Source organism: Paenarthrobacter sp. E2MeOHC11 (assembly GCF_058744955.1).
In genome coordinates this window covers 2,368,511-2,395,261 of the sequence record NZ_CP196673.1, presented here as the reverse complement: position 1 = coordinate 2,395,261, position 26,751 = coordinate 2,368,511, and the positions used below count along the sequence as shown (strand labels likewise).

Genomic DNA, 26,751 nt, shown 5'->3' with positions numbered 1-26,751 from the left:
GGTTCAGGCGTTTGCCGGGACTGGTACGTGGATCCGGAACTGGTTTTCCAGCCGGCCGATCCCGTCGATTTCGGTGGTGAGGACATCGCCGTCGTTGAGGTAGCGGGGCGGGTTCATTCCCATGCCTACACCCCCTGGCGTACCCGTCAGGACGAGGTCGCCGGGGCGCAGGACGGTGAACTGCGAGATATAGGACAGGAGCTGCGCGGGGCCAAACACCAAGGTGCTGGTGTTCCCCTGCTGCACCAGCTCGCCGTTGACATAGCCGCGGACCTCGAAGCTCTGTCCTGCCTCGTCGGCCGTCAGCATGACCGGCCCCACGGGAGTGCTGCCGTCCCAAGCCTTCCCCTGGAACCACTGAAGGGTTCGGCTCTGCCAGTCGCGCATGGAGACATCGTTGGCCACGGTATACCCGGCAATTGCCTCGCTCGCTTGGTCTTCGTCCGCGCGGAACAGTTCAGAACCCACGACGACGGCGAGCTCGGCTTCCCAGTCGACGCGGACGCTGCCGTGGACTTCTACAGCGTCGTTTGCTCCGACCAGGGTGTCTGCGTATTTGGCGAAGAGCGTGGGGTACTCAGGAAGTTCGCGGCCCATCTCTTGGATGTGGTCGCCGTAGTTCAGGCCGCAGCAGATGACCTTGCCTGCACGGGGCAGGAGTGGCGCCAGGTCGGCGTCGGCTGCAGCGATGACGGCCTGCCCGTTGGACGCTGCAGCCTCTGCTGCCTTCTCGACGACCAACCGCCACTCCGGCTGGGCCAGGAGGGCCCCGACGTCAGTGGCGGGAAGCGCGAGGTAGGAGTCGGCGCCCGTGGCGAGCGCCGCCGTCGTACCTCCGTTGGCCGTGCGCAAGGTGGCGAGTTTCATTGCGGGATCCCTTCGAGTCTTTGTGATGTGTCGACTTTTTTACGATCGTCACATATGCTCAACGTAGCACGGCAGAAATGATCTGCACAGAGGCTTTCCAAAAGTTTTTGCAGTTGCCACAACGAGGAGGAACAGCATGAGCCACCAGACGATCAACCCGGAATCGCTGCCCAAGCCATCGGGTTTCGCGCACGGCATTCTTGCCGGAAACACTGTTTTCCTGGGCGGGCAGACGGCCTTGGACAAGAACATGAACATCGTTCCCGGCGGCATCGTGGAACAGTTCACACAGGCGTTCTCCAACGTCATCACCACCCTCCGAGAAGCCGGCGGACAGCCCGAAGACCTGGTCAACGTGACGATCTACCTCACGGACGTGGACGACTACATGGCCAATGGCCGGGAAATCGGGCGCATCTGGCGTGACATGGCAGGCTCGCAGTACCCCGCAATGGCGGGCATCGGCGTCACGCGCCTGTGGCAGAAAGAGGCCCTGATCGAAATCCAGGGCATTGCTGTGATCCCGGAGCGCTAAAGCTGACCCCGGCGGGGCGGGCGTGCCGGGCAGCGGAACGAGCAGCCCCAATGGCGGTGCAGGGTGCATAACGTGAGACGGAACCCTTGCAGGGCATGACCCTGCGATTCCAGCAGTTCAGGAGCCACGCTATGTCTGTTTCAGTCCCCATTCCCGCCTACACCACCGATACCTTCTTTGGCCTCGACGACAAATGGCTGGAGACAGCCGAGGGCGAACTCACCCACTATCACGACGTCGGCGAAGGCACCCCCGTCCTCTTCCTGCACGGTTCAGGGACGGGTGTCACCGCCGCCGCAAACTGGTGGCTCAACCTTCCCCGGATTTCCGAGCAAGCACGGTGCATCGCCATCGACTCGATTGGCTACGGGCAATCCGTGGTGGCACCGGGGACAGAGTACGGGATCAAGGAATGGGTGCGCCACGCAGTCCGCACCCTTGACGCGCTGGGCATCGACAAGACGTGGATAGTGGGCAATTCGCTGGGCGGCTGGCTTGCCTTTCAGTTCGCCATCGACTTCCCGGAGCGCCTTCTTGGCATCATCTCCATGGGCACTGGCGGCGCCAAGCTGACGGGAGCCCTTGCAGGGCATTCCACGCCCGATCTGTCCGAGGCCGGCATCCGCCGCACCTTGGAGCTCTTTGTGGTGGACAAATCATTGGTGACCGATGAGTTGGTTTCGCTCCGCTACCAGGCAGCACTGAACGATACCGCCTCGGACCGCTTGGCAGACGTGGTCAGCGCGCGGGACCGGGACCGTACCGGGCTGCCCCTGGATTTTGACGTATTGTCACGCTTGGAAGTTCCGGTGCTCTTGATTCACGGTGTGCAGGACGTGGTGATTCCCGTGTCGCGTACGTGGGAGCTCTTGAACGTTGTCCCGTCCGCAGATGCGCATATCTTCAGCCAGTGCGGTCACTGGTCCCAAGTGCAACGGGCCAGCGACTTCAACGCCGTAGTGACCCAGTACCTGGCCTCCCACGGAGTCACCCGTCCATAGACTCCGCCGGCAGGGTCCACCCTGGCAGGGCAGACCCTGGCAGCACGCGCAATGGACAGCGTGTTATGGACAAGGATGGCCGGCTCCCCCAAGACGCCGGCCATCCTCTTGTTTGCCTGCGCCAGCGCCTCTAGTGCTGAGGAAGCACGGGGCTGCCGGCGAAGGACATTGATGCCAGGATCGCGTCGAGAGTTTCGGGCGCGTGCTGGATGAGGCAGGCACCTGCCACAAAGCGGTCCGGGCGGAGGAACACCATGGGCGTGGGCCTGTCGTCAAACCACTTCTTGACGGTGCCCGTATGGTCACCCAGGACCAGGACGTCCGGAGACATGTACGCCTCCGCCCATTCACGCTGGGTTTCCGGCAGGATGCACACCAGGCGGGCGCCCAGGGCTTCCAGTTTGGCCAACGCCTCCCCGGGGAGGACATCCCGGGGGCTGTTGCCCCACAAGATGACTGTCCACCAGTTGCCCACAGCGTCGTCCAACAACAGATTGCGCCCGGCCCAGGAGTTCACCCGGGGCTGGGGAAACTGCAATCCCACTGGTGACACCTTGTTTCTGGCTGTCCGGACGGCTACCAGATTGCTGCTCAACCTGGGGGCTGCGCGGCCCGCCTCCCGCGTGCTGGGATCCGCCAGGACTCCCTCGGAGTACCGCGGCATGGGTTTGAACCGCATGTCCGCAAAGTAGCTCTTCACCTGGGGGAATAGATTGAGCACTGTGGCGGCGGCATCGCGGGCAGCCACGGCCACCGGATGCGTCAGTTTGATCACAGATCCCATGGTCAGTGACAGATCCACCATGGCTTTCGCATGCGCCCGCCGCTCCGACGTGTAGGTATCCAGAATGTCGGCGTCGGCTGTACCGGCCAGCACTGTGGCCAGTTTCCAGCCAAGATTGGTGGCATCCCTGATGCCCGAATTCCACCCCTGGCCCATCCACACGGGCATGAGGTGGGCAGCGTCGCCGGCAATCAGTTGGCGGCCGCCGCGGAAGGAGCCGGCTACCCGCCCGTGATGGGTGAAGACCCGGCGCCGGATGTAGTCCAGGCTGGCTGGATCCGGAACGTGACCCTTGAGCATGCCGTTGACGAAGTCCGGATCCGTGACCTGGTCTTCGGTCTCGTGCGGATGCAGCATGAACTCAAATCGGCGGACGGCATGCGGCAGTCCGATCGAGACATAGGGGCGTTTGGGGTCGGCCCCCAGGAAGACATTGGGAGTTCCCAAAGGATCGTTGTTCACGTCCACAACCAGCCAACGGGTAGACGGGGAACGTCCCTCGAAGGTGACACCCAACCGCTTTCTGGTGGGCGACTTACCGCCCTCACAGCCCACCAGAAAACGTGCCCGGAACCGCTGCTCAGTTTCTGCCCCTCCTGCGGTCACGCGGGCTACGGCAGTCACGCCCCCGGCATCCTCCTCAACCACATCCACCTGGTGCCCGAACAGGACGCGTACGTTCTCGAAACGCCCCAACCCATCCAGGAGCACCCGGTCAACATCGGGCTGGATAAAACCATGCTTCCGGTCCCAGCCGAATTCGAGCGTGCGGGGGTTGTTCTCAAGGATGACCTTGCCGGCTCCATTGACCAGCCTCATGATGTGCTGCGGGGTGGTGTGGGGCTTTACCTGTTCGGCGAGGCCTATGGTCTGAATGGTCCGGAACGACTCATCGTCGAGTCCCACGCCCCGGGGGTAATCGATCAGTTGGTCACGGGCCTCCAGGACCGTCACAGAACGGCCGTACATACCGAGGATGTTGGCAAGCATCAGTCCGGCCGGACCGGCACCCACGATCACGACTTCGCTGTCCGCAGTGGTTTCCATCGCTCAATCCTCGCGACGGGCAGTCACAGCAGCCAGCGTGTGTTCCGGCAGGCGGCATGCAAACCGTAGCGCGCCAACACGCTGCCGTAGCCTACTGGCCGGGTGCGCTCACTGCTCAGGGGGCGCCGTGAACTGGGGAACCTCGGGCGCCGTGGTGGTCAGGTGAATCACTGCCTTCCCGTCAACACCCCGGAATCCGTGGTCAACATCGCCGGGGAACCTCACAAAATCACCCGCGTTCAGGGTCAGGAGCTCCTGGAGGGGGCCGGCCTCAAGCTGCCCCTCGATGACGTAGACCTGGTGCAACGTGCCCGGACTTTGCGCAGGCACCTTCTGTACACGTGGAGTGTCGTGGAGCTCTATGACCTGTGTGCGGACGTACCCGGAGCCGTAAATCTTGTCCAGGTTCCGCTCGTTACCCGCGGCCGAGTCCTCCCAGGTAGCATCCGCGGCGCGGGAAACATAGGTCTTGGTCCCCCACTCAGTCACTAAACGCCGGAAACTCAGGCCCAGCGCCTCGCCGATCAACTCCAAGGTACCAATGGTGGGGTTGCCCTCGCCCTGCTCGATTTTGGAGAGCGTTTGCTTTGACAAGTTGGCTCTCCGGGCGAGTTCACCCTGGGTGATGTTTCGCTCTGCCCGGAAGCGGCGGATGTTGCGGGAGACCAGATCGTTGAGAGTCACAGCTCAAGTGTCACTTATAAATGACGAAGTGTCACGTTTGACATACCTGTGATCCGTCGGGACACTTTAAAAAACCGATCACCGGCCCATCTGGCTCCATTCTGGTCAAAGCTGCCCATACCTGGAGGTTTCCGTGACATCCACCCTTTCCACGCCACCCCGAGACGATCGCGCCGCCGTCGACAAAGCAATGGCGCTGCTCAGCTCCTTCGGCAACGATGCCTTCACGGGAGTGGGCGTCAGTGAACTCGCCCGTAGGGCGGACATGTCCAAGTCCACCGCCTTCCGGGTACTCGGAATGCTGCAACGCAGCGGTGCGGTGGAGCGGGCCGGGAACGCCTACCGTTTGGGAAAACTGATTCACAACCTGGGCGCAGGACAGGAAACTGCAGCCCACGGCAGGATGCGGGATGCGCTGACGCCGTATCTGGCAGATCTCTACGAGCTGAGTCGCCAAACCGTGCATCTGGCCGTGCTCGTCGGAACTGAAGTGGCCTATTTGAACAAGCTGTACGGACACCTCCAAGTCAAAAGTCCCTCGCGCATCGGCGGCCGGGCGCCTGCCTACTGCACCGCCGTAGGCAAGGTACTGCTCGCCTACAATCCTGAGGCAAGCGAACAAGTCATGGCCTCGGAACTCGCGGCATGGACGCCGTCCACCATCACCGATCCCGAAGCATTGCAGGTGGAGCTCCAACAGGTCCGCCTCAACAATCTGGCCTACGACCGTGAAGAAATCCTGCAGGGCCTCAACTGCATCGCAGCGCCCGTTATGGGGCCGAACGGACGGCCGGTTGCTGCCCTGTCCGTTTCCGGACCGGCTGGAAAATTCATCCCGGAGTCCCAGTCAACCGCCCTGCGCAAGGTTTGCTACGCCGCCAGCCGGGCGGTGGCCGCCGCCACTGCCAGGCGTCAACATCAGCTGCGCCTGATCAACGGCAGCTAGCTTCACTTGGTAGGAACGTCGTCAAGGTAGCGCGAGGCTTCCATGACCCATCCTGGTTCGGCTGCCAACAGGGCAAGCGAGCGCCCGGGGATGTCCACGTCCACCACATAGCGGTAGCCGGCCGCTTCCCCCAGGGCAATGGCAGCAATGTCCCCCTCATCCACGGCCCTCACCAACCGCCGGCAGGCCGGGTCCATCTGCAGGATTCGTTCGGAAACCAGCTGCAGCGCCTCAGCGCCAGCCCCGGCATCGGGAGTCACCAGGCGGTCGCGGGCGCTGACAGGGTAGCTCGCCGCCAGCGGAGTAGCCACAACGAACTCCACCGCAACCGTCCCAGCCGGCCGGCCGTCGTCGAACACTGCGTATCGGGTGACCTCAGCGTCCGCTGCAGGACTCACGACGGCGGTCCACGAACCGGGCAACGGGTCCGGCCACTTGAGCAGGTCTACTTCATTGGACGACACGACGCCTCACTTTCCATCAACCGCGAGTTGGCGGATGCTCTGCTTGTCCAGCTTGCCGGCACCGTTCCGCGGAACGCTGCCCACCAGGACCAGCTTCTTGGGGAGTTTGTAACGCGCCAGATAATCACCGGCAAAGGCCCTGACATCCTCGATCGCGGGAACTTCACCGTCCCGGCAGCTCATCACCGCAACCACGGATTCGCCCCACTGCGCGTCCTCAACTCCCACCACAGCTACGTCCAGAACCCCCGGGAATTCCATCAACGCGCGCTCCACTTCGGCAGGATAGACGTTCTCCCCGCCGGTGATGATCATGTCCTTCAATCGATCCACGATGTAGAAGTAGCCCGATTCATCCTTGTAGCCGATGTCACCGGTGCGGAACCAGCCCTTGTGGAAGGCCTGCACGGTTGCTTCAGGATCGTTCCAGTAGCCGCTGGTGACGTTGGGGCCTTTGACCCACATCTCACCGCGGGCGCCGGGTTCCGTCACTTCCGCGAACGTCACAGGGTCCACGATGCGTACTTGGGTGTACGGCATGGGAATTCCACACGATCCAGCCTTCTGATGCGTGAGCTCGGCAGGAAGATACGTGGCAAAAGGAGAGGTTTCGGTGAGTCCCCACGCCTGCTGCACGAAGACGCCCTTGGCTTGGTACTGCCGGAGGAGGACCGGTGGCACCGGAGCTCCCGCGCAGATCAGTGCCCGCAGGCTGGATATGTCCCTGACCGGAAAATCCTCAGTCTGTTGCATTGCAGAGAGCTGGGCCGGCACTAGAAATGCCTGGGAAACTCCGAACTCCTCGATGTCACGGAGCGCCTGCCGGGGGTCGAAGGCCCGCCGGACCACGGTTGTCCCGCCCCGGACCAGCGAACGGATAGTCAGGGCGTTGAGCGCGCCGATGTGGAACAAAGGGGCCACAGCAAGGTTGACGTCTCCCCGGCGGGTGTCCACCAGGGAATCGACATTGACCGAATTCCACCAAAGGTTCCCAAAAGAGATGCACACGCCCTTGGGCTTGCCAGTGGTTCCGGAAGTAAACATCAGCACCGCAAGGTCCTCATCCCCGGCCGGCAGTGGTTCACATGCTTCCGTGGTTTCGCCCACAGCCAGGAAACTGCTCAGCGACACCCACTGGGAGCCAAGCTCAGACCGCAGGGGCGTCAGGCCGTCATTGTCCACCAGCACCACGGTGGGCTCGCCTGGGAGGGACTGGCCGATCGCTTCCACGATTGCCTGGTGGCCCGGTTCCACCACCAGGATGGCGGGGGTGGACCTTTCCAGCAACCCCTCCACTTCGCGGGGTGCCAACCGGAAATTCAGTGGCTCAAACACGGCGCCCACCCACCAGGACGCCATCATGGTTACAAGGAAGGTGCTGCTGTTCAGGCCTAGATACGCCACCCGGTCACCCCGCTGTGTCCCCTGTGCCAGCAAGGCCTTGGCCATGGCTTCCACGGTTTCGACGAAGGCCCGGTAGTCCATCTTCTGCTCTTCATAGACCACGGCGATGCGATCCGGAAAGTACGCCGCCTGGCGTCGGATTCCGGTGGCAGGATTGAGATCCACACTGCACGTCACAGCTCATCACCGCCCGCCGCGGTCGTCCCGAAACCGCGAACAGCGATGCCGCCATCCACCGGAATGATGGCACCAGTAACGTTGCTGGAATTCTGCCGGGAAGCCAAGAGGACGTACGGGCCCGTAAAGTCCTTGGGATCAACCGAGGCGTCGTGCAGCGGAATCAATGGATTGTTTCCGGTGACAGTGCTCCGCGCAAAGGACTGCGAGATGGAGCGGTCATTGAGGCCAATGGACTCCGGTCCGCGGAGGTCGGTGTTCATCCCGCCCACCGCCACGCCATTAACCCGGACCTTCGGGGCAAGTTCGTAAGCCAACTGATTGACCAGGCCACGGCAAGCAAACTTGGACGCCGTGTAGACAGGACCACCGCCGGCCGTATGGAAGGAGGCGTTGGATAAGGTCATCACAATGGAACCCCGGGTCTTGACCAGTTCGCGCCACGCCGCCTCCACGGACAGGAGGTAGCCCTTGACGTTGATGGCAAAGAGCTCATCAAACGCTTCCGAAAGCTCTGCACCCGTCAGCTTGGTGACCGAGCGGTTGTAGTCCCAGATTCCTGCGTTGGGGACCAGCACGTCCAGCTTGCCGAAGTGCTGGACCGTTCGTTCCACAGCCTCGTGCAGCGACCCCGAATCCCTGACATCTCCTGCCAACGGCAGAATCCGCTCACCAGCACCAGTGGCGTCAGCCATGGCCTTCAGTTTGTCCAGGTCCCTCCCGAAAATCGCTACTGACGCACCCTCGGCAAGGAACCGTTCTGCCACTGCCCGGCCAATGCCCGAGCCTCCACCGGTGACCAAGGCAACATCGCCGTTGAGCCACCCCGCGGATTGGTTTTCACTCATTTTTACCTCTCTGCCGCAGCAACGACCCGCCCAGCGCCGGGCCTCCTGTGAAATTAGTGAAGGACGCTAGAAGAACGTGCTGAGGTTTTTGGCCTGAAGAACATTTGCGTCGAAGAGCAACTCGCGCCGCGCCACGCGGAAACTGCCGTCCGGCTGAATCCGGAGAATATCCGTCCGGCCACCAGCGTAGATGTCAGTTTCCGTCTGGAGGCGGTTCCTGTAGACCAGGAATGCGCTCCTGACCTTGAGCTCTCCCCCAGCAGTAATCCGCACGGTGACATTCGAGATCAGATGGCGGGTACGTGAGGGCGGATCTTCTGCCCATGCCATCCCGGAATCGTAGCGCCGGATGCGCCAGGCAAGGGATTCCTTGGTCTCGTCGAAGTACGCGGCTTCGCCCGGGGCCCCAATGGACAGGGCCGCTTGGCGGCGGAGCCGGTTGGTGCGCAACGGAGCCCAGTAGCTGAGGTCTTCGTCGAAGATTTCCAGCCAGTCGGCAAACCGTCCATCATCCAGCAGTTCCGCCTCATGGAAATAAAACTGTTGGACGCGGTAGGCCAGCGTTGCATCGGCCAGGCCACCCTCGATGTCGTCCACGGCTTGGGCAGCCGCCGCCGCAATAACATGTTCGGTCATGGGTTCACGCTTCCTTAAGCTGTGGGACTACCGTGCGAGTTTCTTGAGATCAATGGACGGATCCGCCAGCTGCTTCGGATCCACTCGAATCCGGCGATCAATGATGCGGCGGGCGGCCCGAACAGCCAGGCCCCCGTCCACCGCGGCGCAGCCAGCCAAGTAGCCCCCGACGTCGAGCTTGAAGACGACGGCGGGTTCGCCGTCCTTCTCGCGGACGATCGTGGCCCCTTCTCCTGTCATGCTGCCCACGCCCTCAACATGGACCCCGTGGCGATCGGACCAGAACCAGCTGGCGCCGTGCTCCGGCAGATCGTCCCCCACAAGTGCGGCAGCCGCCGTCGCGCCTGTTTTCATGGCGTGCTCCCAGTGCTCGGCCCGGCGCAGCAACGTTCCATTCGCGAGCCGGACGCGTGAGCTGTCCCCCACGGCGTAAACGTTGGGGTGCGTGGTCCGCTGGGACTCATCCACCAGCGTTCCATTGTCCGTCTCCAGGCCCGCAGACTCGGCCAAAGCGGTTTCGGGAACGATGCCGATGCCCACCAGTACAGCGTCGGCCGTGATGGTGTGTCCCGATTCAAGAGTGACCTTGTGGCCCGTGGCATCAACAGTGATGGACGTGGGTACTCCCGTCACCACCTCAACACCATTGGCCGGGTGCATCGCGTGAAGGCGGCGGGCCAGCTCGGGGCCAACCGCAGGAACCAACGGAGGATCCACGGGATCGATCAAGACAACATCGGCACCGAAGGGCAACGCCGATGACGCTACCTCGGCGCCAATCAGGCCGGCCCCAATGATCGCCAGGCGGGAACCCGGAACCAACAGGGAACGCAGGCGGTCGGCATCTTCGCGGGTACGCAACTCCAGAACCGAGGGGAGGTCTCCGCCCGGAATGGGCAATCGACGCGCAGTCCCCCCGGTTGCCAGGACAACCTTGTCACTGGTGATCCGGCGCCCATCCTCGAGGACAACAGACCCCTCATCCGGCCGGAGGGCAGCAACCGTGCCCGTGACGATCTCCACGTGGTGTTCAGCGAACCAAGCCCGCCCAGCCAGCTGGATATCCTCTCCGCTGCGCGCGCCGAGCAGGTAGTCCTTGCTGAGCGGCGGGCGGTCGTAAGGAACCCCGGCGGGGTCGATGATGGTCAGGTCGCCCGAAAACCCCCGGCCCCGAAGCTCCTTGGCAACGGTGAAGCCGGACATTCCGCCGCCCACGATCGTGACTGATGCCAGCGTCATGGTGTTGTCCTCTCAAGGGTTCCACGCACGTCTAAACCACGGCGTCGATGTTGGGGTACAGGAGAAGCTCGCCATCCCGGACTTCAACCTTGTGGGTGCGGGCCGGAAGAGTGGCCGGCATGCAAAGGGCTGTGCCGGACTTCAAGCAGAACTTGGCCGAATGCACGGGACATTCCACCTCCGTACCCTCGACCCAGCCGTCAGCCAAGGACGCCGTCTCATGGGTGCAGGTGTCGTTCAAGGCGTAGAAGTTGCCATCCTCGGCATGAAACACCGCGATGTCCTGGTCCGTGCCGTTGGTACCGGCGGGAACCACTGTTGCTTCGCCCTGCTCGATGTCCCCGGCGGTACCGATGCTGATAACTTCATTCATTGCTTGCTCCTGCAGTGTTCTCGTGCCAGGCGGGTTGGTTCATCAGAGCCGCCCAATGTCGGTAGAAGGACCGTCCTGCGGCGTCTGAATACAGCTCGCTGGTCTCGCCTGGATAGGTGCCGTCATGGCGTTCACTGCCAATCCCCATCTGGAAGTTCAGAGGCACCTGGTTAGTGACGAAACCACCGGAAATGGCTTGGATCTCGGACCAGTTCTCGCCGTCGTCGGCCTCGAAGATTCCCGACGGCCCGAAGGTTCTGAGGTTGTAGAGGCGCTGGGCATCCTTGACGTCGTCCGGCATTGACTTGTCCACCAGAATCCACGCCCACACCTCGATCTTGTTGGGGCCCTTGGGGTGCCACACACGGATGGAGCCGTTGACGGGCAGGTACGAGAAAGACGGAAACACCGTTGCGTGGCCGGTAGTCAAAGGGCCCTCCACGGCGGCATCACCCAGCCGCTCCCGCAGGGCCTGGTAATCGTAGTAGTCGTGAACGGCCTCGGCGTCGAAGCGGGACTTGGGGTGCGTAGGAAAACCAGCCCCGTGGCCCTTCGGAGAGAGGAACTGGCGGCCGGGAGTCTCAGCAACCTCCGGTTTTGGTCCGCGCCCGGTGGGGGACATCACCATGAGGGCCGAAGCATGGGACATATTGACGTGGTACCAGTCTGTGGCGAACTGTTCAGCGGCCAGCTTCCAGTTTCCTTCCAGCTCCCATTTCATGACCCCGCCCATGACCTCGGTTCCCTCCGGGTCCCTGTCCAGCATGGCGTCCAGGTAGTACCGCATGTCTCCCAGGGCTTCTTCGAGGGGTTCCGCAGCGGGGTCCCAGTTTCCAAAGAGCAAGCCCTTGTACTCAGCAACGTTGGGAACATCGATGAGTCCCCAGTCCTTCTTGTCGAAGTCCTCTGGATAGGCCTTCTCATTCGGCACCGATTGAAGGGCACCCGCAAGGTCGAAGGACCACCCGTGGTAAGTGCAGGTGAACATCTTGGTGGCGCCGGCATCTGCCCGGCACAGCCTGACACCGCGGTGCCTGCAGGCATTCAAGTAGGCCTTGATGGACTTGGATTTGTCCATGGTGACGATCACAGGATCCTCGCCCATGAAGGTGGTGAAGAAGTCTCCGGGTTTGGTGAACTGGCTCGTGTGCGCCAGGAACAGCCAACTGCGTGCAAAGATGCGGCGCAGTTCCTGCTGGTAAATGCCGGTGTCCGAATAGATGGACCTGTCGATGAGCCCGGCTTCGGCGTCCACCAGTGGCGAGACGTCAATGTTCGCCGTCATGGAAGCCGGCCGGGGCATCCGGCCGATGGCTGCATGTGCTTGTGACGGGCAGGAGTCCGTGGTGGTCATGGGTGGGCCCTTCGTTCACATCGAAGAATTGGGTGTTCGTCCCATGGGACACGAAAGCCGACACCCCGCACTAGCTGCCGTGCCGAACCCCGGAACAGCGGGCACTGTCAATCACGCATGCCCGGCATGGTTCCCCACCTAGCGGCCCGCCTATCGGAGCCCACGCCGCTCCTTGAACGCTGCCACTCCCTCGGCACCATCGGCTGAACCCAGCACGGCGGCTCCGGCCGAGGGCGTCGATGAGCTGGCTGGCCAGCATGTATGCAGCATTTGTGCCGCCGTACGGAACGTGGCATTGGTCACACGTGCCGTCCGGACCCATTGTCAACGTGATCTCTGAATCCGTCCACTGATAGATCCCACCCCCTGGAGCATGCAATGACGCAATACCCCACTCCCCCGGCGCCTGCGGCCACCGGGAAGAAGGACACCCGCCGCGCGCTGGTCTCCAGCTTCCTTGGTTCCACCGTTGAGTACTACGACTTCCTGTTGTACGGTGCGGCTGCCGGCTTGGTCTTTCCCAAGCTGTTCTTCCCGGCGGACATGGACCCGGGCCTGGGTACCGCGCTTTCGTTCGTGATTCTCCTTGCCGGATACCTCTCCCGGCCTATCGGTGGTGTCCTGTTTGGCCACTTCGGTGACAAGTTCGGCCGCAAGAACATGCTCTTCATCACGCTCATGATGATGGGCTCCGTATCCATCGCCATCGGCCTCATGCCCACCTACCAGGCCATCGGCGTGGCTGCGCCGCTCACCCTGGTGCTGCTCCGGGTGGTCCAGGGCCTGGCCGTCGGAGGCGAATGGGCCGGCGCCACACTCATGGCAGCAGAACACGTCAAAGAGAAGAACCGCGGCTTTGCGGCATCCATCGCAGTGACTGGCGGGCCCACGGGATCGGTGCTGGCAACCTTGGTCCTGGGAATCTTCGCGGGGCTGCCCGATGATGCCTTCCTTAGCTGGGGGTGGCGTATCCCGTTCCTGCTCTCCGCCGCCCTGGTGGTGATCGGCCTCTACCTCCGATACCGGGTCACTGAATCACCCGATTTCGAGCGGGCCAGGGCTGCCGGCGAGGTCCACACCGGGGTTCCCATCGTCCGGGTGCTCAAGAAGTACCCTCTATCCACGTTCTACGGCATCATGGCTGCTGCAGGACCGTTGTTCATGCAGGCCCTCCTCGCGGTCTGGGCAGTTCCCTACGTCGCGGCCCAAGGCGTGGTGTCACGCCAGGACGCACTCATGATGCTGACCTTCTCGTCATTCCTGCATATCTTCGCCATCCCGTTCTTCGCCTGGCTTTCGGACAAGTTCGGCCGCCGGCCCGTCATGCTGGCCGGAGCTGCCGTGTCAGTGGTCCTCGTCTTCCCGATGTTCGCCCTCTTCAATTCCGGCAGCTACTGGTTGGTGGCGTTGGCGTTCGTTGTGGGAAATCCGATCATTCAAGCGTCCATGTATGGCCCCATCGGAGCCTTCCTGGCCGAAAAGTATGAGACCCAGGACCGCTACACGGGCGTTTCGCTCAGCTTCCAACTGGGCTCAGTAATTGGCGCGGGAACGGCACCCCTCATGGCAACCATGCTCATGGGCCTCTCCAACGGCGCCACAACGGACAACATCGCCTGGTACTTCATCCTTCTGATCGCCATCGCTGCCCTGTGCGTCTTCCTGTCCAAGGAAACCAGAAGCAGTGCGCGGCAGCAGGCTGAAGAGCCCTCCACGGGATCCGGGGAACAGGCCTCCGTCCGCTGACGACAGCGACGATCGGCGGACGCAGCCGTGTTCCGCCTACCGGCACCCGCCCTGCCACGGCGGGTGCCGCCGTCGTTAGCCTGATCCCGAACCACGGGGGCCGCCGGACGGCCCCACTCACACCAGGAGCACACCATGGGCCACCCCGCTTCCCTTGAGGAATTCCAAACTTTCGTAGGCGAGTTCACCTCCAAACGAGGTTTCGATGACATCGCTGCGACTCTTCAGCTGGAACCTCACGCCGTCACCGAAGACACCGTGAGCATGTCCATGCCGCTGCAGGAGTCATACGCCCAAGCCTCCGGGCTGTTCTCTGCCGCTGCGCTCTTCGGCGCAGCGGACATCACCGGCACCCTGCTGGCCATGCAGACCTACGCAGGCAGCGGGCAGTTCCCCTTGGCTGTGCAGTCGAGCGTCAACTTCCTGTCCAATTCCCAGGCGTCTCCGGCCATCGCCACGGCACGGATCCTCCGCGGCGGCAACACCGTAGCCGTGGCCGAAGTGGGCGTGACGGACGCGGACGGAAAAGCCCTGATGCACTCCACCTTTACCTACGCCATCAAGGAGCGCCGCCTGGGCACCACGTAGGCCCCCGCCCGCCGTACCACCCTGCGGAACATACGCCTGACGGATGGTTATCCGCAGGGGTGCAATGGAACCCACAAGCAGCTGCCCCGGCAGCACATCCCACAAAAGGAGTCGTCATGAACCAGGCACTGGTGTGCATGTCGCACAGCCCCCTGCTGGAACACACGAACCCGCCCGCCGACGTCAAAGCCGCCGTCGAGTCAGCCTTCGATCACGTCCGCGGGTTTGTTTTGGATTTCGAGCCCGACCTCGTGGTCAACTTCGGCCCGGACCACTACAACGGCTTCTTCTACGACCTGATGCCACCCTTCTGCATCGGCTACGAAGCTTTTGGGACCGGTGACTACGACTCCTTCGCCGGGAAGCTGGACGTCCCCACGGACATCGCGGAACGGCTGGCCCAGTATGTGATCGATCAGGACATCGATACCGCCATTTCCCGCCAAATGGAGGTGGACCACGGCGCTGTGCAGCCCCTGGAAAACATCTACCGCGGCGATGTCGGCGGCCGCCAGGTGATCCCCATCTTCATCAACTCTGTAGCCCCGCCGTTCTCCAAAATGGCCCGCGTCCGCCGCTTCGGCACCGCCGTCGGCGAATTCTTCAGGGACCTCGACAAGAGGGTACTGTTCATTGGCTCCGGTGGCCTCTCCCACGACCCTCCTGTTCCACAGATCGCCACGGCCACGGAGGAACAGCGCGCGTTGCTACTCAATGGACGGCACCCAACAGCGGAGGCCCGTGCCGCCCGGCAAGCGCGAACCATCGCCACGGCAGAGGCGTTCGCGCGGGGCGAGGCGGACATCATGGACCTCAATCCCGACTGGGACCGGGCCTTCCTGAAGGTCTGTGCATCAGGCGACGTTGCCGGTTTCGACGCCTACGAAGCGGCGGAAATGAACCGGGTGGCCGGCCATTCCTCACACGAAGTCCGCACATGGGTTGCCGCTTACTCGGCACTGCGTGCCTGTGGTGAGTACAACGTCACCTACGAGTTCTACAAACCCATCAAGGAATACATTGCCGGCTTCGGAGTCACGACGGCGGTGCTGCGGTAATGGCCAACGTCACCACCGCCACTGGTCGCCAAGAGGACCAGCTGGCCGCCGTGGGCGCGGAGCTGCTGGCAGCCAGCGAGTCGTTGATCCCCGTTCCCCCCTTGCGGGACCGGGTACCCGGCATGACCCTTCAGGATGCGTACACCGTCCAGCAGTACCAACTTCACCATCACCTTGCCCGGGGCCGCGTCCTGGCAGGCCGCAAAGTGGGGCTGACGTCGCGGGCCATACAACAGCAGTTGGGTGTCGATTCACCGGATTTCGGGTACTTCTTCGAAGACATGGTCCACCACCACGGGGCGGAGATCCCGGCGTCGCACTTTATTCAGCCCAAGGTGGAACCCGAGTTTGGCTTTGTCCTGAAGACGACACTGGCAGGCCCCGGGGTGACCCGGGGTCAAGCCGCGGCCGCGATCGAGGCGGTCTATCCGGCCATTGAAATCATCGACTCCCGCATCACCGATTGGGACATCAAGCTGGTGGATACCGTGGCGGACAATGCGTCCTGTGGAGCGATCGCGGTGGGCTCGGTCCCCCTGCCGGTGTCCGTGGATGCCCTGGGCTCAGTCACGTGCGATCTCCTGATCAACGGTGAGGTCCGCGAAAGCGGCACCGGCGGGGCCGTCATGGGCGATCCCGTCATTCCTTTGGCCTGGCTGGCAAACATCCTGGGCCAGCAAGGTGTGCCCTTGGAGGCCGGCCAACTCATCCTGCCCGGTTCCTTCACCAAGGCGCTGCCGGTGGTAGCCGGAGAATCCGCGACGGCCGACTTTGGTGCGCTGGGCGCGCTGACAATCCATTTCACAGATTAGGGAATTCCATGGCTAAGAAAACCGCCGCGATCGTCGGATCGGGCAATATCGGCACGGACTTGATGTTCAAACTCATGCGCCGCAGCAACAACGTCGAGGTCAAGTACATGATTGGCGTAGACCCCGCGTCGGACGGCCTCGCCCGTGCAGCACGCTTGGGCATCACTACGTCCGCAGAGGGCGTCGACTGGCTGCTGTCGCAGGACGAACTCCCGGACTTCGTCTTCGAATGCACTTCAGCCAAAGCCCACCAGGCCAACGCTCCCAAGTACAAGGCTGCGGGGATCCACGCGATCGACCTGACGCCGGCCGCCGTCGGCCCTTACCTATGCCCGGTGGTGAACCTGGACTCCTTGGAAGACGTGCTGAACGTCAACATGATCACCTGCGCCGGACAGGCAACCACGCCGATCGTCGCCGCGGTGTCCTCCGTGGTCCCCGTAGACTACGCCGAGATTGTTGCCTCCATCGCCTCCAAATCCGCTGGCCCCGGCACCCGGGCCAACGTGGACGAGTTCACCGAAACCACGGCCAAGGCATTGGAGGAGGTTGGTGGGGCTGCCCGCGGTAAAGCCATCATCATCATCAACCCTGTGGAACCGCCCATGATCATGCGCAACACGATCTACGCCTCCATTCCCGCTGAAGCTGCCCAGGCTGGTGAATTGCGGGACAAGATCCGTGCCGCCATCAGCACGGCCGTCTCAGCCATCCAGGAGTATGTGCCCGGTTACTCGCTCCGCGTCGAGCCTCAGTTCGATGCCGCTCGTGAGGACTGGAACGGCAACGGCCGTGTGGGTATCTGGGTGCAAGTGGTGGGGGCGGCAGACTACCTTCCCGAATACGCCGGCAACCTGGACATCATCACGGCTGCGGCCACGAGGACAGCTGACCTGCTGGCCGAGCGTATGGACGCCGCCGTTACCCCTTCAGCCGTAGGAGTATGACCATGACCAGCGCACCCGAACTGAGTGTCCGACTCACTGACACCACCCTGCGCGATGGCTCCCATGCCATGAGCCACAAATTCACCGAAGAACACGTCCGGTCAGTGGTCCGGGCCTTGGACGACGCCAAGGTGGAGGTCATTGAGGTCACCCACGGCGACGGCCTGGGTGGTTCCTCCTTCAACTACGGGTTCTCCCTGACCCCCGAGCTGGACCTGGTGCGGGCAGCGGTGGATGAGGCGAAGAACGCCAGGATCGCAGTGCTCATGCTCCCCGGTTTGGGAACTATCCACGATCTCAACGCAGCCCACCAGGCCGGCGCCCAGGTCGCAAGGATCGCCACCCACTGCACCGAAGCTGACGTCTCCATCCAACACTTCCAGCACGCCCGCCAGCTTGGCATGGAGACGGTCGGATTCCTCATGCTCTCGCACCGCATCACCCCTGCGCAGCTCGCGCAGCAGGCCCGGATCATGGCCGATGCCGGCTGCCAGTGCGTCTACGTGGTGGACTCAGCCGGTGCCCTGATCCTGGACGACGTCACGGAACGGGTTTCCGCCCTGGTGGCGGAGCTCGGAACTGACGCCCAGGTGGGCTTCCACGGCCACCAGAACCTGAGCTTCGGGGTGGCCAATTCGGTGTACGCGGCCCGCGCCGGTGCCAAGCAAATCGACGGGACACTCCTTGCCTTGGGCGCCGGGGCCGGTAACTCCCCCACGGAAGTCCTGGCAGCGGCTTTCGAGCGCCTGAATATACAGACCGGCGTGGACGTTCACGCCGTGATGGCGGCGGCCGAAGATGTGGTCAAACCCTTTGTCACCCGCATGCCGGTCATGGACCGCGCGTCCATCATGCAGGGATACGTGGGCGTCTACTCATCTTTCCTCATCCATGCCGAACGCGCAGCTGAACGCTATGGCGTCCCGGCATGGCAGATTCTCGAGGAAATCGGCAAGGCCGGTTACGTTGGCGGTCAGGAAGACATGATCGTCGATGTCGCGGTGAGCCTGGCGGGAGCGAGCTAAAAGCCCGCTCAACCGTTGACGCCGGGTGGCTGCCTCACAAAGGCCGCCATCCGGCGTCGTTCATCTCTGGCTTCGCGGGCGGGCGTGGTGAACCATGGTTCCTATGGGTACCGTCACCGAATATCTCGAGAGCGTCAGCGAGGGCAACCGCGCCATTCTAGAGCGGATCGTTGGGATCGCCCGTGAGTTGGCCCCCGATGCCGAAGAAGGCGTCAGCTACGGCATGCCCGCACTGATGGTTGATGGCAAGGGCTTTCTGAGTGTGCTCGAAACCAAGAAGCACCTGGCACTGTATCCGTTCAGCGGACAGATCCTGCCGGAAATGTCGGAGGAGTTGGGCGGTTACTCCTGGTCCCCCGGGACGTTGCGGTTCTCGGCGGACAATCCCGTGCCGGACTCGTTGGTGCGCCGGATCCTCGAGACGCGGTTGGCAGCGATCCGGAAGTAGTCAGTGTTTTGCCGACACGTCCTGCGAGATCGCGTTGGCGGTGGCCACGACTTCCTGTCGCACTGACTCGAGGTACTTTTCCGGGTCAGGTTGCGCGGCGACGGCTTGGGCCTGCAGTGAGACGTTGATGGCCGCAACGTTGTCGCCGTTGTTGTGGTTCCACACCGGGGCTGCGATGGACATCAGCCCGATTTCGAGCTCTTGGTCGAGCAGGCACCAGCCTTGCGCACGGACGCGTTCGACGGCGGCCCTCAAGTCGGGCACGCTGGCGACGGTTCGCGGCGTGAGCGGCGTCAGTTCCGCCGTCGTGAGGTAAGCCTCCAGCTTGGCCTGCGGCAATCCGGCGAGCAGGACGCGGCCCATGGACGTGGCATACGCGGGGAAGCGCGTGCCGACGGTGATCCCGACGTTCATGATCCGGCGCGTGGCCACGCGGGCCACGTAGAAGATGTCCGGGCCGTCCAAGACCGCCGCGGACGTCGACTCCCCCAGCTTCAAGCTGAGCTGCTCCAGGTGCGGCTGGGCCAACTGGGGCAAGGACAACGCCGACAAGTATGAGTACCCGAGCTGCAGCACCTTGGCCGTCAGGGCGAAGGTCTTGCCGTCGGTGCGGACGTAGCCCAGCTCAACCAAGGTGTGCAGGAACCTCCGTGCTGTGGCGCGGGTCAGGTCCGTGCGGGCAGCGACTTCGCTAAGTGTCATCACGGGGTTGTTCGCGTCGAATGCCCGGATCACTGCGAGCCCACGGGCCAGCGACTGAACGTACTGGTCGCTGGCCTGCGGGGTAACTGCGGAATCGCTCATGGATACCAATCCTAGGGTGCGTTGCGGGGCCCAAACTTGCGGGGCCTACTCTGCAGGCTACGTACACCAAATAACGCGCAAAGCGGGCCTCGCAACGAGGAGCCCGAACTTGCGGGGCCCACTCTGCAGGCTACGTACACCAAATAACGCGCAAAGCGGGCCTCGCAACGAGGAGCCCAAACTTGCGGGGCCTACTCTGCCTTTTTCAGGGGCAGCGGCACGAGTTCCTGGATTTCCTCGAAGGTGCAGCCGAAGGTCTCCCGCACGGTGACGCCGTCGGGCCCTGTGAGGAACACTGCTTTGTCCGTGTACACGCGCGTCACGCAGCCGACGCCGGTCAACGGGTAGGTGCACTGCTCCACCAGCTTGGACACGCCCTCACGTGTCAGGAGCGTCATCATCACGAAAACGTCCTTGGCGCCCGTTGCGAGGTCCATGGCTCCACCAACGGCCGGGATCGCGTCCGGGGCGCCGGTGTGCCAGTTGGCGAGGTCGCCGGTGGCGGATACCTGGAAGGCGCCGAGCACGCAGATGTCCAGGTGCCCACCGCGCATGATCGCGAACGAGTCGGCGTGATGGAAGTACGAGGCTCCGGGCAGTTCGGTGACGGGGATCTTGCCGGCGTTGATGAGATCGCCGTCAATCTCCTCGCATTCAGCGGCCGGGCCCATGCCGAGCATCCCGTTCTCCGTGTGGAGCGTGATGTTCTGTTCCTCGGTGAGGTAGTTGGACACGAGCGTCGGCTGGCCGATGCCCAGGTTCACGAACGAACCCGGGGCGATGTCGCGGGCCACCAACTGGGCGAGCTCATCGCGGCCCAGCGGCTTCTCGGAGGTCTGGATGCTGGTTTCGGTGCTCATGATCAGGCCACCTGTTCTTTTGTTCCGGCAGAATCGACGCGGACCACGCTGTTGACGTAAATACCGGGTGTCACCACGTTCTCCGGGTCCAGGGAACCCGTGGGCACAATCTCCGAAACCTGCACGATGGTGTGCTTGGCAGCGGCGGCCATGATGGGTCCGAAGTTCCGGGCGGTCTTGCGGTAGACGAGGTTGCCCTTGCCGTCGGCTTTGAGTGCCTTGATGAGGGCGACGTCGGCGTGGATCGGCGTTTCGAACACCTGGCCCCGTCCATCGATAATGCGGGTTTCCTTGCCCTCAGCCAACGTGGTGCCGTAACCGGTCGGAGTGAAGAATCCACCAATACCCGCGCCCGCGGCCCGGATGCGCTCGGCCAGGTTGCCCTGCGGGACCAGTTCCAGCTCGATCTCACCGGCGTGGAACTTGGCGTCGAAGTGCCAGGAATCGGACTGCCGCGGGAAGGAGCAGATCATCTTGCGGACCCGGCCTTCCTTGATCAGCAACGCCAGGCCTTGGTCGCCCTGGCCGGCGTTGTTGTTGACCACGGTGAGATCCTTTGCGCCGCAATCCATGAGGGCGTCGATCAGTTCGAACGGCTGCCCGGCGTTGCCGAACCCGCCGATCATCACGGTGGAACCGTCCTTGATGCCGGCGACAGCCTCGCCCACAGTGTCAATGAAATTCAACATGACTCTTTACCCTTCTATGCCGACGCGCCGGCAGTAACGTTTTCGAGCACCACGGCCAGGCCTTGGCCCACGCCGATGCAGATCGCCGCGACACCCCAACGCTGGCCGGAGGCCTGCAGGGACCGGGCGAGCGTGCCGAGGATGCGGGTACCGGAAGCACCGAGCGGGTGGCCCATGGCGATCGCGCCACCGTGCTGGTTCACGATTCCGAGGTCGATCCCCCACGCATCAACGCACGCCAGCGATTGCGCGGCGAACGCTTCGTTAAGTTCGACGGCGCCCACCTGGTCCCAGCCGATGCCCGCCTTCGCGAGGGCCTTGTTCGCGGCCTCCACCGGGGCGAAGCCGAAGAACTGGGGGTCGTTGCCATGCGCACCGCGGCCAGCGATGCGGGCGAGGGGCTCCATGCCGAGGATCGAGGAAGCAGCTTCCGAACCGATCCACGCCGCCGAAGCACCATCAGACAAAGGCGAGGCATTCCCGGCGGTGACCGTGCCGCCGTCGGACGCGTCAGACTCGGCCCGGAAAACGGTCTTCAACCCGGCAAGCTTCTCAGCGGAAGAACCGGCACGGATGCCCTCGTCCCGGACAAGGTCGGTGCCCGGCACCTGCGACACAAGGTTGTCGTAGAAGCCTTCGTTCCACGCAGCGTCGGCCAGGTTGTGCGAATCCGCAGCAAACTGGTCCTGGCGTTCCCGGGTGATCCCGTACTTCTCGCGCAGCCGTTCCGTGGCCTCGCCCAGGGAAATGGTCCAGTCCTTGTTCATGGCCGGGTTCACCAGGCGCCAACCGAGCGTGGTGGAGGCCAAGGTCATGTCACCGGCCGGGTACGGCTTGGACGTCTTCGGCAGCACCCACGGCGCACGGGACATGGACTCGGCGCCACCCACGAGCATGAGGTCGGCGTCGCCGGCGTTGATCTGGCGCGAAGCGATGATCGCCGCATCCAGGGACGAGCCGCACAGGCGGTTGACCGAGGTGCCGGGAATCGACACGGGCAATCCAGCCAGCAGCGTCGCCATGCGGGCAACGTTGCGGTTTTCCTCGCCAGCACCGTTGGCGTTGCCGAACACCACCTCGTCGATCCGCTCAACATCCAATCCCGGCGCCCGCTTGACGGACTCACGGACCACGTGGGCGGCAAGGTCATCGGGACGGACCGCTGCAAGGCCGGAGCCGAACTTGCCAAAGGGCGTGCGCACGGCGTCGTACACAAAAGCCTGATTCATGGGTTTCACTTTCTATCTGCCCAACTAGGGAGGAAATCAGTTGGGTTCGTTGGAGGGGGAAGCCGCGTCGATCTCGGCGAATACTTTCTGGGCCGTCTTGAAGGCCGAGTTGGCCGACGGAACACTGCAATAGATAGCGGTCTGCAGCAGGATCTCCTTGATTTCGTCCCTGCCCAGGCCGTTGTTGAGGGCAGCCCTGACGTGCATGGCGAGCTCCTCCCAGTGACCGTGCGCCACCAGCGCCGTGAGGGTGACGGCGGAGCGCATCTGCCGGCTGAGGCCTGGCCGCGTCCAGATGCCACCCCAGGCGATCCTGGTGATCATGTCCTGGTAGTCCTCGGTGAAGGAATCCTTGTTGGCATTGGCCCGGTCGACATGGGCATCGCCCAGTACTTCACGGCGGACCACCATGCCGGCGTCGTAAATGTCCTGCGCAGTTGCGTCGGGCTGCACGGCACCATTGTGTTCAGAAACAGGGCTCACAGTCCGTTCTCCTTCATGAAGTTGCGCATCAGTTCCGCTACTGCGGCGGGCGCCTCTGCGGGCGCGAGGTGACCGACGCCGTCGAGCGCCACGGCCTCGGCGTAGGAACCGCCGGCGCGGATGGCGGCGGCAGTCTCCTCAGCCATCGACGGCGGCGCTACCTCGTCCGCTACGCCGGCGATCACCTGGGTGGGCACGGTGATGCTGCCGAGGTGCTCGCGGACGTCGAAGGCGGCAAGGGCTTCGCAGCAGAATGAGTAACCAAAGCGGTCGGCATCGCGGAGGGCATGCAGGAGTCGGCTGCTGATCTCCGGCTGGCGGTCCATGAACCCCGGGCCGAACCAACGCTCGGCGGAACCTTGGATCATCACAGGCGTGCCCAGCGTGCGAACCGTTTCGGCGCGTTCCAGCCAGCCCTCGGGGGTGCCGAGCTTGGCACCGCTGCACTGGACGGACAGGCTGCGGAGGCGGTCGCCGTGCTTGATTCCGAGCTGCAGGCCAGTGGCCCCGCCCAGCGAGACGCCCGCGTAGTGGAAGTTCGCGCCCGGGAGGACAGAGTCAACAAGGTCGACGACGGCGTCAGCCAGTTCCGCGACATCGAAACCTTCGGTGGTGGTCGGCGAGATGCCGTGGCCGGGGAGGTCCCAGCCGATGACGTCATAGTCGTCACCCAGGAGGGCGGCGGTTTCCGTCCAGAGAATAGTGGAGGTGCCCAGCGACGGGCCCACCAGCAGGAGCGGCTTCGCTCCCAGTTCGCGTTGCGGGGAGAGCAGCACGGCCTTGACAGTTGGCTTAGCCACGAGTGGCTCCCTTCGTTGAGGTTCCGGTGAATTGCGGGTACGCGGCCAGGATCCGTCGGCTGATCTCCTGGGCTTCGCCGAGGTAGCTCGCGGGATCCAGCAGTACTTCGAGTTCGGCGTCCGTGAGTTTGTCCGCGGGGACGGTTTCGCGCAGCAACTTGGTGTAGATGCGGGACTGTTCCGCAGCGGGCGCCTTCAGGGTTTCGTCGACGACGGCCTGCAGCTTCTGCTTTCCGTCCTCGCCCAGGAGCGGAGCGACGGCGGCCGCCACACCCTCGCTGAGCAGCAGCGGTCCCGAGATCTCCAGGTTCCTGCGCATGGATTCGGGGAAGACCCTGAGGCCCTCCGTGAGCTCGCGAAGATGTCCAGCGGCTCCCAATGCCAGGGCGAGCAGCTGGCGCAATGCCGGCCATTCGCTGTGCCAGGCACCGTCGGGTCGCTCGTCGTTGAAGGTTGCCGCCGCGAGGTGGAGCTGGGATGCGAGTCCGGGCGCCTGCAATGCGGCACTGCGGATCAGCACTGACAGCACCGGATTCTGCTTCTGCGGCATGGCCGAGGAAACTCCGCGGCCGGCAGCCAACGGTTCGCCGAGCTCGGCAATTTCCGGGCGGCTCAGGAACAGGAGATCGGCGGCGATCTTGCCACAGGAATCGATCAGGGCAGCGAGCCCATCGCCGAGGGCCGTCACGGCCAGGCGGTTGGTGTGCCAGGGAGCGGGAGCTGGCGCAAGGCCCAGCTGAGCAGCCAATGCATCGGCAAGCGTAAACGCCGTGGCGGCAGTGCCCGCAGTCAGCTTCGTCGCCGAAGCCAACGTTCCACCCGCTCCGCCACACTGCACCGGCAGTTCCAGGGACCCCAACCGGGCTGCCGCAGCGGCCACACCGTGGAACCACTGCGCAGCCTTGAGCCCGAAGGTATACGGAAGCGCATGCTGTGTCAGGCTCCTGCCCACGCACAGCGTCTCCGCATGCTGTTCCGCCAAGGCGGCGAGCGCCGTCGTCGTGCCTTTCACGTCGACCAGCAGCGCAGCAATTGCGCGGCTGGCGAGCAGCATGAGGGCGGAGTCCAGGACGTCCTGGCTGGTCAGCGAGGTGTGGACTGCCCTGCCGGCGATTCCTGCAGAATCCAAGGACTTCACGCGGGCCCGGAGATCCCCGAGAAGGGGGATCACCGGGTTGGCGCCGCCTTGGGCGCGCTCCGCTACCGAAAGAACGTCGTAGGAACCGGCATCGGCGGCTTCGGCCACCACGGCGGCGGATCCGGCGGGGACAAGTCCCGCGTCCTCGAGGACGGCAGCCCAGGAGGCTTCGACGTCGAGAATTGCCGCGATCACGGCACGGTCGCCCGTCAGCGCCGCCACAGCGGGCGACGCCGAGACGGGGCTAAGGAGGCCGAAGTCGCCGTCGGTCATGCCTGGTTTTCCGTAGTGATGTCGAGCGAACCGTCCTGCTGGAAGTCCAGGAACACGGTCTCGTCGCCGCCCTGCAGGCGGATGTCCCAGGTGAGGCCGCCATCGGCATCACGGCGTGCAATCAACGTCTTGCGGCGCTCCGGATCCAGGGAGCTCAGCAGGGGATCGTTGGCCAGTGCTTCCTCATTTTCCGGCAGGTACACGCGGGTGAAGAGGCGGTTCATGAGGCCGCGGGCGAAGACGGCTACCGAGATGAACGCCGCAGCGCCGGGAGCCGTGGGCCCTGGGTTGACCGTGGTGAAGGTGTACACGCCGGAGTTGCCAACGGCGCCGCGGCCCCAACCGGTGAATGTGTAGCCGTCGCGGACCAGGGAGCCGGTGCGCTGGACGATGTTGCCCTCGGAGTCCGGCTGCCAGATCTCGAGGATGGCGTCCGGAATGGTGTTTCCGGCGCCGTCATACACGGTGCCCTGGAGGCGGATGCTTCCGGGGCTGCCCGGTGCCAGGAGTTCGTTGTCCTTGTCATAGGGAAGGGCGTAGCCGTAGAAAGGGCCTACGGTCTGGCCCGGTGTGGGTGCCAGCTTGCTCATGCGCTTACTCCTCGTCCCCGGCGTCGCCGTATGCTTCGTTTTCGGTCCAGGTCCGCTTGGAACCGGTCAGGATGATGTCCCACTTGTAGCCGAGGGCCCATTCGGGGCTGGTGAGCTCGTGGTCGTACTGCGCCACCAGGCGGTCGCGGGCGTCCTGGTCCACGATCGACTGGTAGATGGGGTCCAGCGGGAAGAGCTGGTCGCCCGGGAAGTACATCTGGGTGACGATGCGCTGTGTGAACTCCGAGCCGAACATGGAGAAGTGGATGTGCGCCGGGCGCCAGGCGTTCAGGTGGTTCTTCCACGGGTACGCGCCGGGCTTGATGGTGGTGAAGCTGTACGAGCCGTCCTCGCCCGTGATGCAACGGCCGACGCCGGTGAAGTTCGGGTCCAGCGGTGCAGGGTGCTGATCGCGTTTGTGGATGTAGCGGCCGGATGCGTTGGCCTGCCAGATCTCCACGAGCTGACCGGCCACCGGGCGGCCGTCGCCATCGAGGACACGGCCGGCGACGATGATCCGCTCGCCCTGCGGTTCCCCGTTGTGCTGGATGGTCAAGTCCGATTCCAGCGCGTGCACGTCCTGGTGTCCGAAGGCCGGTGAGTAGAGCTCGATGGTCTCCGGGTCCGCGTGGTGCAGGCTCTTGGTGGGGTGGCGCAGGATGCTGCTGCGGTACGGTGCGTAGTCCAGGCGCGGCATGGTCTCGGGACTTTTGCCGTTCTTGAGGGCCTCGGCGTAGCGATCCCCGATGCCCTTGATCTCAGCGCTGAGATCCGCCTGGGTTTCCACTTTCTTGGAATCATGCGCGGCGTGAGGCTCAGCGGCTGGCACGAGTTCCTCGGATTCAAGCGCCTGTGCTGTCTGTTCTTGCGGCACGGCCGGCTCCTTTCGGTTGATGGGTTCT

General features: G+C 63.7%; 29 protein-coding genes. 10 read left to right on the top strand and 19 right to left on the bottom strand.

Annotation, left to right across the window (positions count from 1 at the left end; genetic code table 11):
* Positions 1 to 3 precede the first annotated feature (3 nt).
* On the bottom strand, positions 4 to 867 hold the full coding sequence (locus ACSSVG_RS11185; RefSeq protein WP_492418930.1) for a fumarylacetoacetate hydrolase family protein: 864 nt from the start codon (positions 865 to 867) through the stop codon (positions 4 to 6).
* 136 nt (positions 868 to 1,003) lie between these two features.
* Here ACSSVG_RS11185 and ACSSVG_RS11180 point away from each other — a divergent pair, with 136 nt between their 5' ends.
* Positions 1,004 to 1,402, top strand: coding sequence for a RidA family protein (locus ACSSVG_RS11180; protein ID WP_159708016.1), 399 nt, complete (start codon positions 1,004 to 1,006; stop codon positions 1,400 to 1,402).
* 131 nt (positions 1,403 to 1,533) lie between these two features.
* Positions 1,534 to 2,403 (top strand): alpha/beta fold hydrolase, encoded by an 870-nt coding sequence (locus ACSSVG_RS11175; RefSeq protein WP_492418929.1) that lies wholly within the window; start codon positions 1,534 to 1,536, stop codon positions 2,401 to 2,403.
* A gap of 130 nt (positions 2,404 to 2,533) precedes the next feature.
* On the opposite strand, the gene mhpA is transcribed toward ACSSVG_RS11175, so the two are convergent.
* Entirely contained in the window at positions 2,534 to 4,234 is a 1,701-nt protein-coding gene (gene mhpA, locus ACSSVG_RS11170; RefSeq protein WP_492418927.1) for a bifunctional 3-(3-hydroxy-phenyl)propionate/3-hydroxycinnamic acid hydroxylase MhpA, read from the bottom strand.
* A 108-nt stretch (positions 4,235 to 4,342) separates the two neighbouring features.
* Entirely contained in the window at positions 4,343 to 4,918 is a 576-nt protein-coding gene (locus ACSSVG_RS11165; RefSeq protein ID WP_253465115.1) for a helix-turn-helix domain-containing protein, read from the bottom strand.
* A gap of 133 nt (positions 4,919 to 5,051) precedes the next feature.
* Here ACSSVG_RS11165 and ACSSVG_RS11160 point away from each other — a divergent pair, with 133 nt between their 5' ends.
* Positions 5,052 to 5,864 (top strand): IclR family transcriptional regulator, encoded by an 813-nt coding sequence (locus ACSSVG_RS11160; RefSeq protein ID WP_231340380.1) that lies wholly within the window; start codon positions 5,052 to 5,054, stop codon positions 5,862 to 5,864.
* A gap of 2 nt (positions 5,865 to 5,866) precedes the next feature.
* On the opposite strand, the gene ACSSVG_RS11155 is transcribed toward ACSSVG_RS11160, so the two are convergent.
* The 7 genes from ACSSVG_RS11155 to ACSSVG_RS11125 all read right to left on the bottom strand — a co-directional run bounded on the left by ACSSVG_RS11155 (position 5,867) and on the right by ACSSVG_RS11125 (position 12,359).
* Entirely contained in the window at positions 5,867 to 6,328 is a 462-nt protein-coding gene (locus tag ACSSVG_RS11155) for a hypothetical protein (RefSeq protein ID WP_253465118.1), read from the bottom strand.
* Between the two features lie 6 nt (positions 6,329 to 6,334).
* Entirely contained in the window at positions 6,335 to 7,897 is a 1,563-nt protein-coding gene (locus ACSSVG_RS11150; RefSeq protein WP_492418925.1) for an acyl-CoA synthetase, read from the bottom strand.
* Between the two features lie 8 nt (positions 7,898 to 7,905).
* Entirely contained in the window at positions 7,906 to 8,757 is an 852-nt protein-coding gene (hcaB, locus tag ACSSVG_RS11145) for a 3-(cis-5,6-dihydroxycyclohexa-1,3-dien-1-yl)propanoate dehydrogenase (protein WP_253465124.1), read from the bottom strand.
* 66 nt (positions 8,758 to 8,823) lie between these two features.
* A complete protein-coding gene (locus ACSSVG_RS11140) occupies positions 8,824 to 9,393 on the bottom strand; it encodes an aromatic-ring-hydroxylating dioxygenase subunit beta (RefSeq protein ID WP_231340376.1) in 570 nt (189 codons plus the stop codon).
* 27 nt (positions 9,394 to 9,420) lie between these two features.
* A complete protein-coding gene (locus ACSSVG_RS11135; protein WP_492418922.1) occupies positions 9,421 to 10,632 on the bottom strand; it encodes an NAD(P)/FAD-dependent oxidoreductase in 1,212 nt (403 codons plus the stop codon).
* 31 nt (positions 10,633 to 10,663) lie between these two features.
* Complete coding sequence (locus ACSSVG_RS11130) at positions 10,664 to 11,005, bottom strand: non-heme iron oxygenase ferredoxin subunit (RefSeq protein ID WP_492418921.1); 342 nt, start codon at positions 11,003 to 11,005, stop codon at positions 10,664 to 10,666.
* A complete protein-coding gene (locus ACSSVG_RS11125; protein ID WP_492418919.1) occupies positions 10,998 to 12,359 on the bottom strand; it encodes an aromatic ring-hydroxylating dioxygenase subunit alpha in 1,362 nt (453 codons plus the stop codon). The genes ACSSVG_RS11130 and ACSSVG_RS11125 overlap by 8 nt, the downstream gene beginning before the upstream one ends.
* Before the next feature lie 378 nt (positions 12,360 to 12,737).
* On the opposite strand from ACSSVG_RS11125, the gene ACSSVG_RS11120 reads away from it, so the two are divergent.
* From ACSSVG_RS11120 to ACSSVG_RS11090, 7 genes are all read left to right on the top strand, one after another.
* The gene (locus ACSSVG_RS11120) at positions 12,738 to 14,105 is read left to right on the top strand and encodes an MFS transporter (protein WP_492418917.1); all 1,368 of its coding nucleotides are present in this window, start codon (positions 12,738 to 12,740) and stop codon (positions 14,103 to 14,105) included.
* Positions 14,106 to 14,240: 135 nt separating this feature from the next.
* Entirely contained in the window at positions 14,241 to 14,693 is a 453-nt protein-coding gene (locus tag ACSSVG_RS11115; protein ID WP_231340371.1) for a PaaI family thioesterase, read from the top strand.
* A 116-nt stretch (positions 14,694 to 14,809) separates the two neighbouring features.
* On the top strand, positions 14,810 to 15,751 hold the full coding sequence (locus tag ACSSVG_RS11110; RefSeq protein WP_231340370.1) for a 3-carboxyethylcatechol 2,3-dioxygenase: 942 nt from the start codon (positions 14,810 to 14,812) through the stop codon (positions 15,749 to 15,751).
* A complete protein-coding gene (locus tag ACSSVG_RS11105; RefSeq protein WP_231340369.1) occupies positions 15,751 to 16,563 on the top strand; it encodes a 2-keto-4-pentenoate hydratase in 813 nt (270 codons plus the stop codon). The genes ACSSVG_RS11110 and ACSSVG_RS11105 overlap by 1 nt, the downstream gene beginning before the upstream one ends.
* A gap of 8 nt (positions 16,564 to 16,571) precedes the next feature.
* A complete protein-coding gene (locus tag ACSSVG_RS11100; protein WP_492418914.1) occupies positions 16,572 to 17,510 on the top strand; it encodes an acetaldehyde dehydrogenase (acetylating) in 939 nt (312 codons plus the stop codon).
* A gap of 2 nt (positions 17,511 to 17,512) precedes the next feature.
* The gene (gene dmpG, locus ACSSVG_RS11095; protein WP_492418913.1) at positions 17,513 to 18,535 is read left to right on the top strand and encodes a 4-hydroxy-2-oxovalerate aldolase; all 1,023 of its coding nucleotides are present in this window, start codon (positions 17,513 to 17,515) and stop codon (positions 18,533 to 18,535) included.
* Between the two features lie 103 nt (positions 18,536 to 18,638).
* Positions 18,639 to 18,983 (top strand): iron chaperone, encoded by a 345-nt coding sequence (locus ACSSVG_RS11090; protein WP_231340366.1) that lies wholly within the window; start codon positions 18,639 to 18,641, stop codon positions 18,981 to 18,983.
* Here ACSSVG_RS11090 and ACSSVG_RS11085 read toward each other — a convergent pair whose 3' ends face one another.
* The 9 genes from ACSSVG_RS11085 to pcaH all read right to left on the bottom strand — a co-directional run bounded on the left by ACSSVG_RS11085 (position 18,984) and on the right by pcaH (position 26,723).
* A complete protein-coding gene (locus ACSSVG_RS11085) occupies positions 18,984 to 19,787 on the bottom strand; it encodes an IclR family transcriptional regulator domain-containing protein (RefSeq protein ID WP_231340365.1) in 804 nt (267 codons plus the stop codon). It lies immediately after the preceding gene.
* Between the two features lie 191 nt (positions 19,788 to 19,978).
* A complete protein-coding gene (locus ACSSVG_RS11080) occupies positions 19,979 to 20,647 on the bottom strand; it encodes a 3-oxoacid CoA-transferase subunit B (protein ID WP_492418910.1) in 669 nt (222 codons plus the stop codon).
* A 2-nt stretch (positions 20,648 to 20,649) separates the two neighbouring features.
* Positions 20,650 to 21,336: a 3-oxoacid CoA-transferase subunit A gene (locus ACSSVG_RS11075; RefSeq protein WP_231340363.1), complete on the bottom strand. Its 687-nt coding sequence runs from the start codon at positions 21,334 to 21,336 to the stop codon at positions 20,650 to 20,652.
* Between the two features lie 14 nt (positions 21,337 to 21,350).
* Positions 21,351 to 22,565 carry a thiolase family protein gene (locus tag ACSSVG_RS11070; protein WP_492418908.1) on the bottom strand — a complete coding sequence of 405 codons (1,215 nt, stop codon included), beginning with the start codon at positions 22,563 to 22,565 and terminating at the stop codon, positions 21,351 to 21,353.
* A gap of 36 nt (positions 22,566 to 22,601) precedes the next feature.
* Positions 22,602 to 23,048 carry a 4-carboxymuconolactone decarboxylase gene (gene pcaC, locus ACSSVG_RS11065; RefSeq protein WP_231340361.1) on the bottom strand — a complete coding sequence of 149 codons (447 nt, stop codon included), beginning with the start codon at positions 23,046 to 23,048 and terminating at the stop codon, positions 22,602 to 22,604.
* A complete protein-coding gene (locus ACSSVG_RS11060; RefSeq protein ID WP_492418906.1) occupies positions 23,045 to 23,848 on the bottom strand; it encodes an alpha/beta fold hydrolase in 804 nt (267 codons plus the stop codon). Before ACSSVG_RS11060 ends, pcaC begins: the two co-directional genes overlap by 4 nt.
* Entirely contained in the window at positions 23,841 to 25,259 is a 1,419-nt protein-coding gene (locus ACSSVG_RS11055; protein ID WP_492418904.1) for a lyase family protein, read from the bottom strand. Before ACSSVG_RS11055 ends, ACSSVG_RS11060 begins: the two co-directional genes overlap by 8 nt.
* Entirely contained in the window at positions 25,256 to 25,849 is a 594-nt protein-coding gene (gene pcaG, locus ACSSVG_RS11050) for a protocatechuate 3,4-dioxygenase subunit alpha (RefSeq protein ID WP_231340358.1), read from the bottom strand. Before pcaG ends, ACSSVG_RS11055 begins: the two co-directional genes overlap by 4 nt.
* Before the next feature lie 4 nt (positions 25,850 to 25,853).
* Complete coding sequence (pcaH, locus tag ACSSVG_RS11045) at positions 25,854 to 26,723, bottom strand: protocatechuate 3,4-dioxygenase subunit beta (RefSeq protein WP_231340357.1); 870 nt, start codon at positions 26,721 to 26,723, stop codon at positions 25,854 to 25,856.
* Between the last annotated feature and the right edge of the window lie 28 nt (positions 26,724 to 26,751).

Bases quoted from the DNA above. Each gene is read 5' to 3' on its own strand.
- ACSSVG_RS11185 (WP_492418930.1), bottom strand. From the start codon at position 867: ATGAAACTCGCCACCTTGCGCACGGCCAACGGAGGTACGACGGCGGCG.
- ACSSVG_RS11180 (WP_159708016.1), top strand. From the start codon at position 1,004: ATGAGCCACCAGACGATCAACCCGGAATCGCTGCCCAAGCCATCGGGT.
- ACSSVG_RS11175 (WP_492418929.1), top strand. From the start codon at position 1,534: ATGTCTGTTTCAGTCCCCATTCCCGCCTACACCACCGATACCTTCTTT.
- mhpA (WP_492418927.1), bottom strand. From the start codon at position 4,234: ATGGAAACCACTGCGGACAGCGAAGTCGTGATCGTGGGTGCCGGTCCG.
- hcaB (WP_253465124.1), bottom strand. From the start codon at position 8,757: ATGAGTGAAAACCAATCCGCGGGGTGGCTCAACGGCGATGTTGCCTTG.
- ACSSVG_RS11140 (WP_231340376.1), bottom strand. From the start codon at position 9,393: ATGACCGAACATGTTATTGCGGCGGCGGCTGCCCAAGCCGTGGACGAC.
- ACSSVG_RS11135 (WP_492418922.1), bottom strand. From the start codon at position 10,632: ATGACGCTGGCATCAGTCACGATCGTGGGCGGCGGAATGTCCGGCTTC.
- ACSSVG_RS11130 (WP_492418921.1), bottom strand. From the start codon at position 11,005: ATGAATGAAGTTATCAGCATCGGTACCGCCGGGGACATCGAGCAGGGC.
- ACSSVG_RS11125 (WP_492418919.1), bottom strand. From the start codon at position 12,359: ATGACCACCACGGACTCCTGCCCGTCACAAGCACATGCAGCCATCGGC.
- ACSSVG_RS11120 (WP_492418917.1), top strand. From the start codon at position 12,738: ATGACGCAATACCCCACTCCCCCGGCGCCTGCGGCCACCGGGAAGAAG.
- ACSSVG_RS11115 (WP_231340371.1), top strand. From the start codon at position 14,241: ATGGGCCACCCCGCTTCCCTTGAGGAATTCCAAACTTTCGTAGGCGAG.
- ACSSVG_RS11110 (WP_231340370.1), top strand. From the start codon at position 14,810: ATGAACCAGGCACTGGTGTGCATGTCGCACAGCCCCCTGCTGGAACAC.
- ACSSVG_RS11105 (WP_231340369.1), top strand. From the start codon at position 15,751: ATGGCCAACGTCACCACCGCCACTGGTCGCCAAGAGGACCAGCTGGCC.
- ACSSVG_RS11100 (WP_492418914.1), top strand. From the start codon at position 16,572: ATGGCTAAGAAAACCGCCGCGATCGTCGGATCGGGCAATATCGGCACG.
- dmpG (WP_492418913.1), top strand. From the start codon at position 17,513: ATGACCAGCGCACCCGAACTGAGTGTCCGACTCACTGACACCACCCTG.
- ACSSVG_RS11090 (WP_231340366.1), top strand. From the start codon at position 18,639: ATGGGTACCGTCACCGAATATCTCGAGAGCGTCAGCGAGGGCAACCGC.
- ACSSVG_RS11085 (WP_231340365.1), bottom strand. From the start codon at position 19,787: ATGAGCGATTCCGCAGTTACCCCGCAGGCCAGCGACCAGTACGTTCAG.
- ACSSVG_RS11080 (WP_492418910.1), bottom strand. From the start codon at position 20,647: ATGAGCACCGAAACCAGCATCCAGACCTCCGAGAAGCCGCTGGGCCGC.
- ACSSVG_RS11075 (WP_231340363.1), bottom strand. From the start codon at position 21,336: ATGTTGAATTTCATTGACACTGTGGGCGAGGCTGTCGCCGGCATCAAG.
- ACSSVG_RS11070 (WP_492418908.1), bottom strand. From the start codon at position 22,565: ATGAATCAGGCTTTTGTGTACGACGCCGTGCGCACGCCCTTTGGCAAG.
- ACSSVG_RS11055 (WP_492418904.1), bottom strand. From the start codon at position 25,259: ATGACCGACGGCGACTTCGGCCTCCTTAGCCCCGTCTCGGCGTCGCCC.
- pcaG (WP_231340358.1), bottom strand. From the start codon at position 25,849: ATGAGCAAGCTGGCACCCACACCGGGCCAGACCGTAGGCCCTTTCTAC.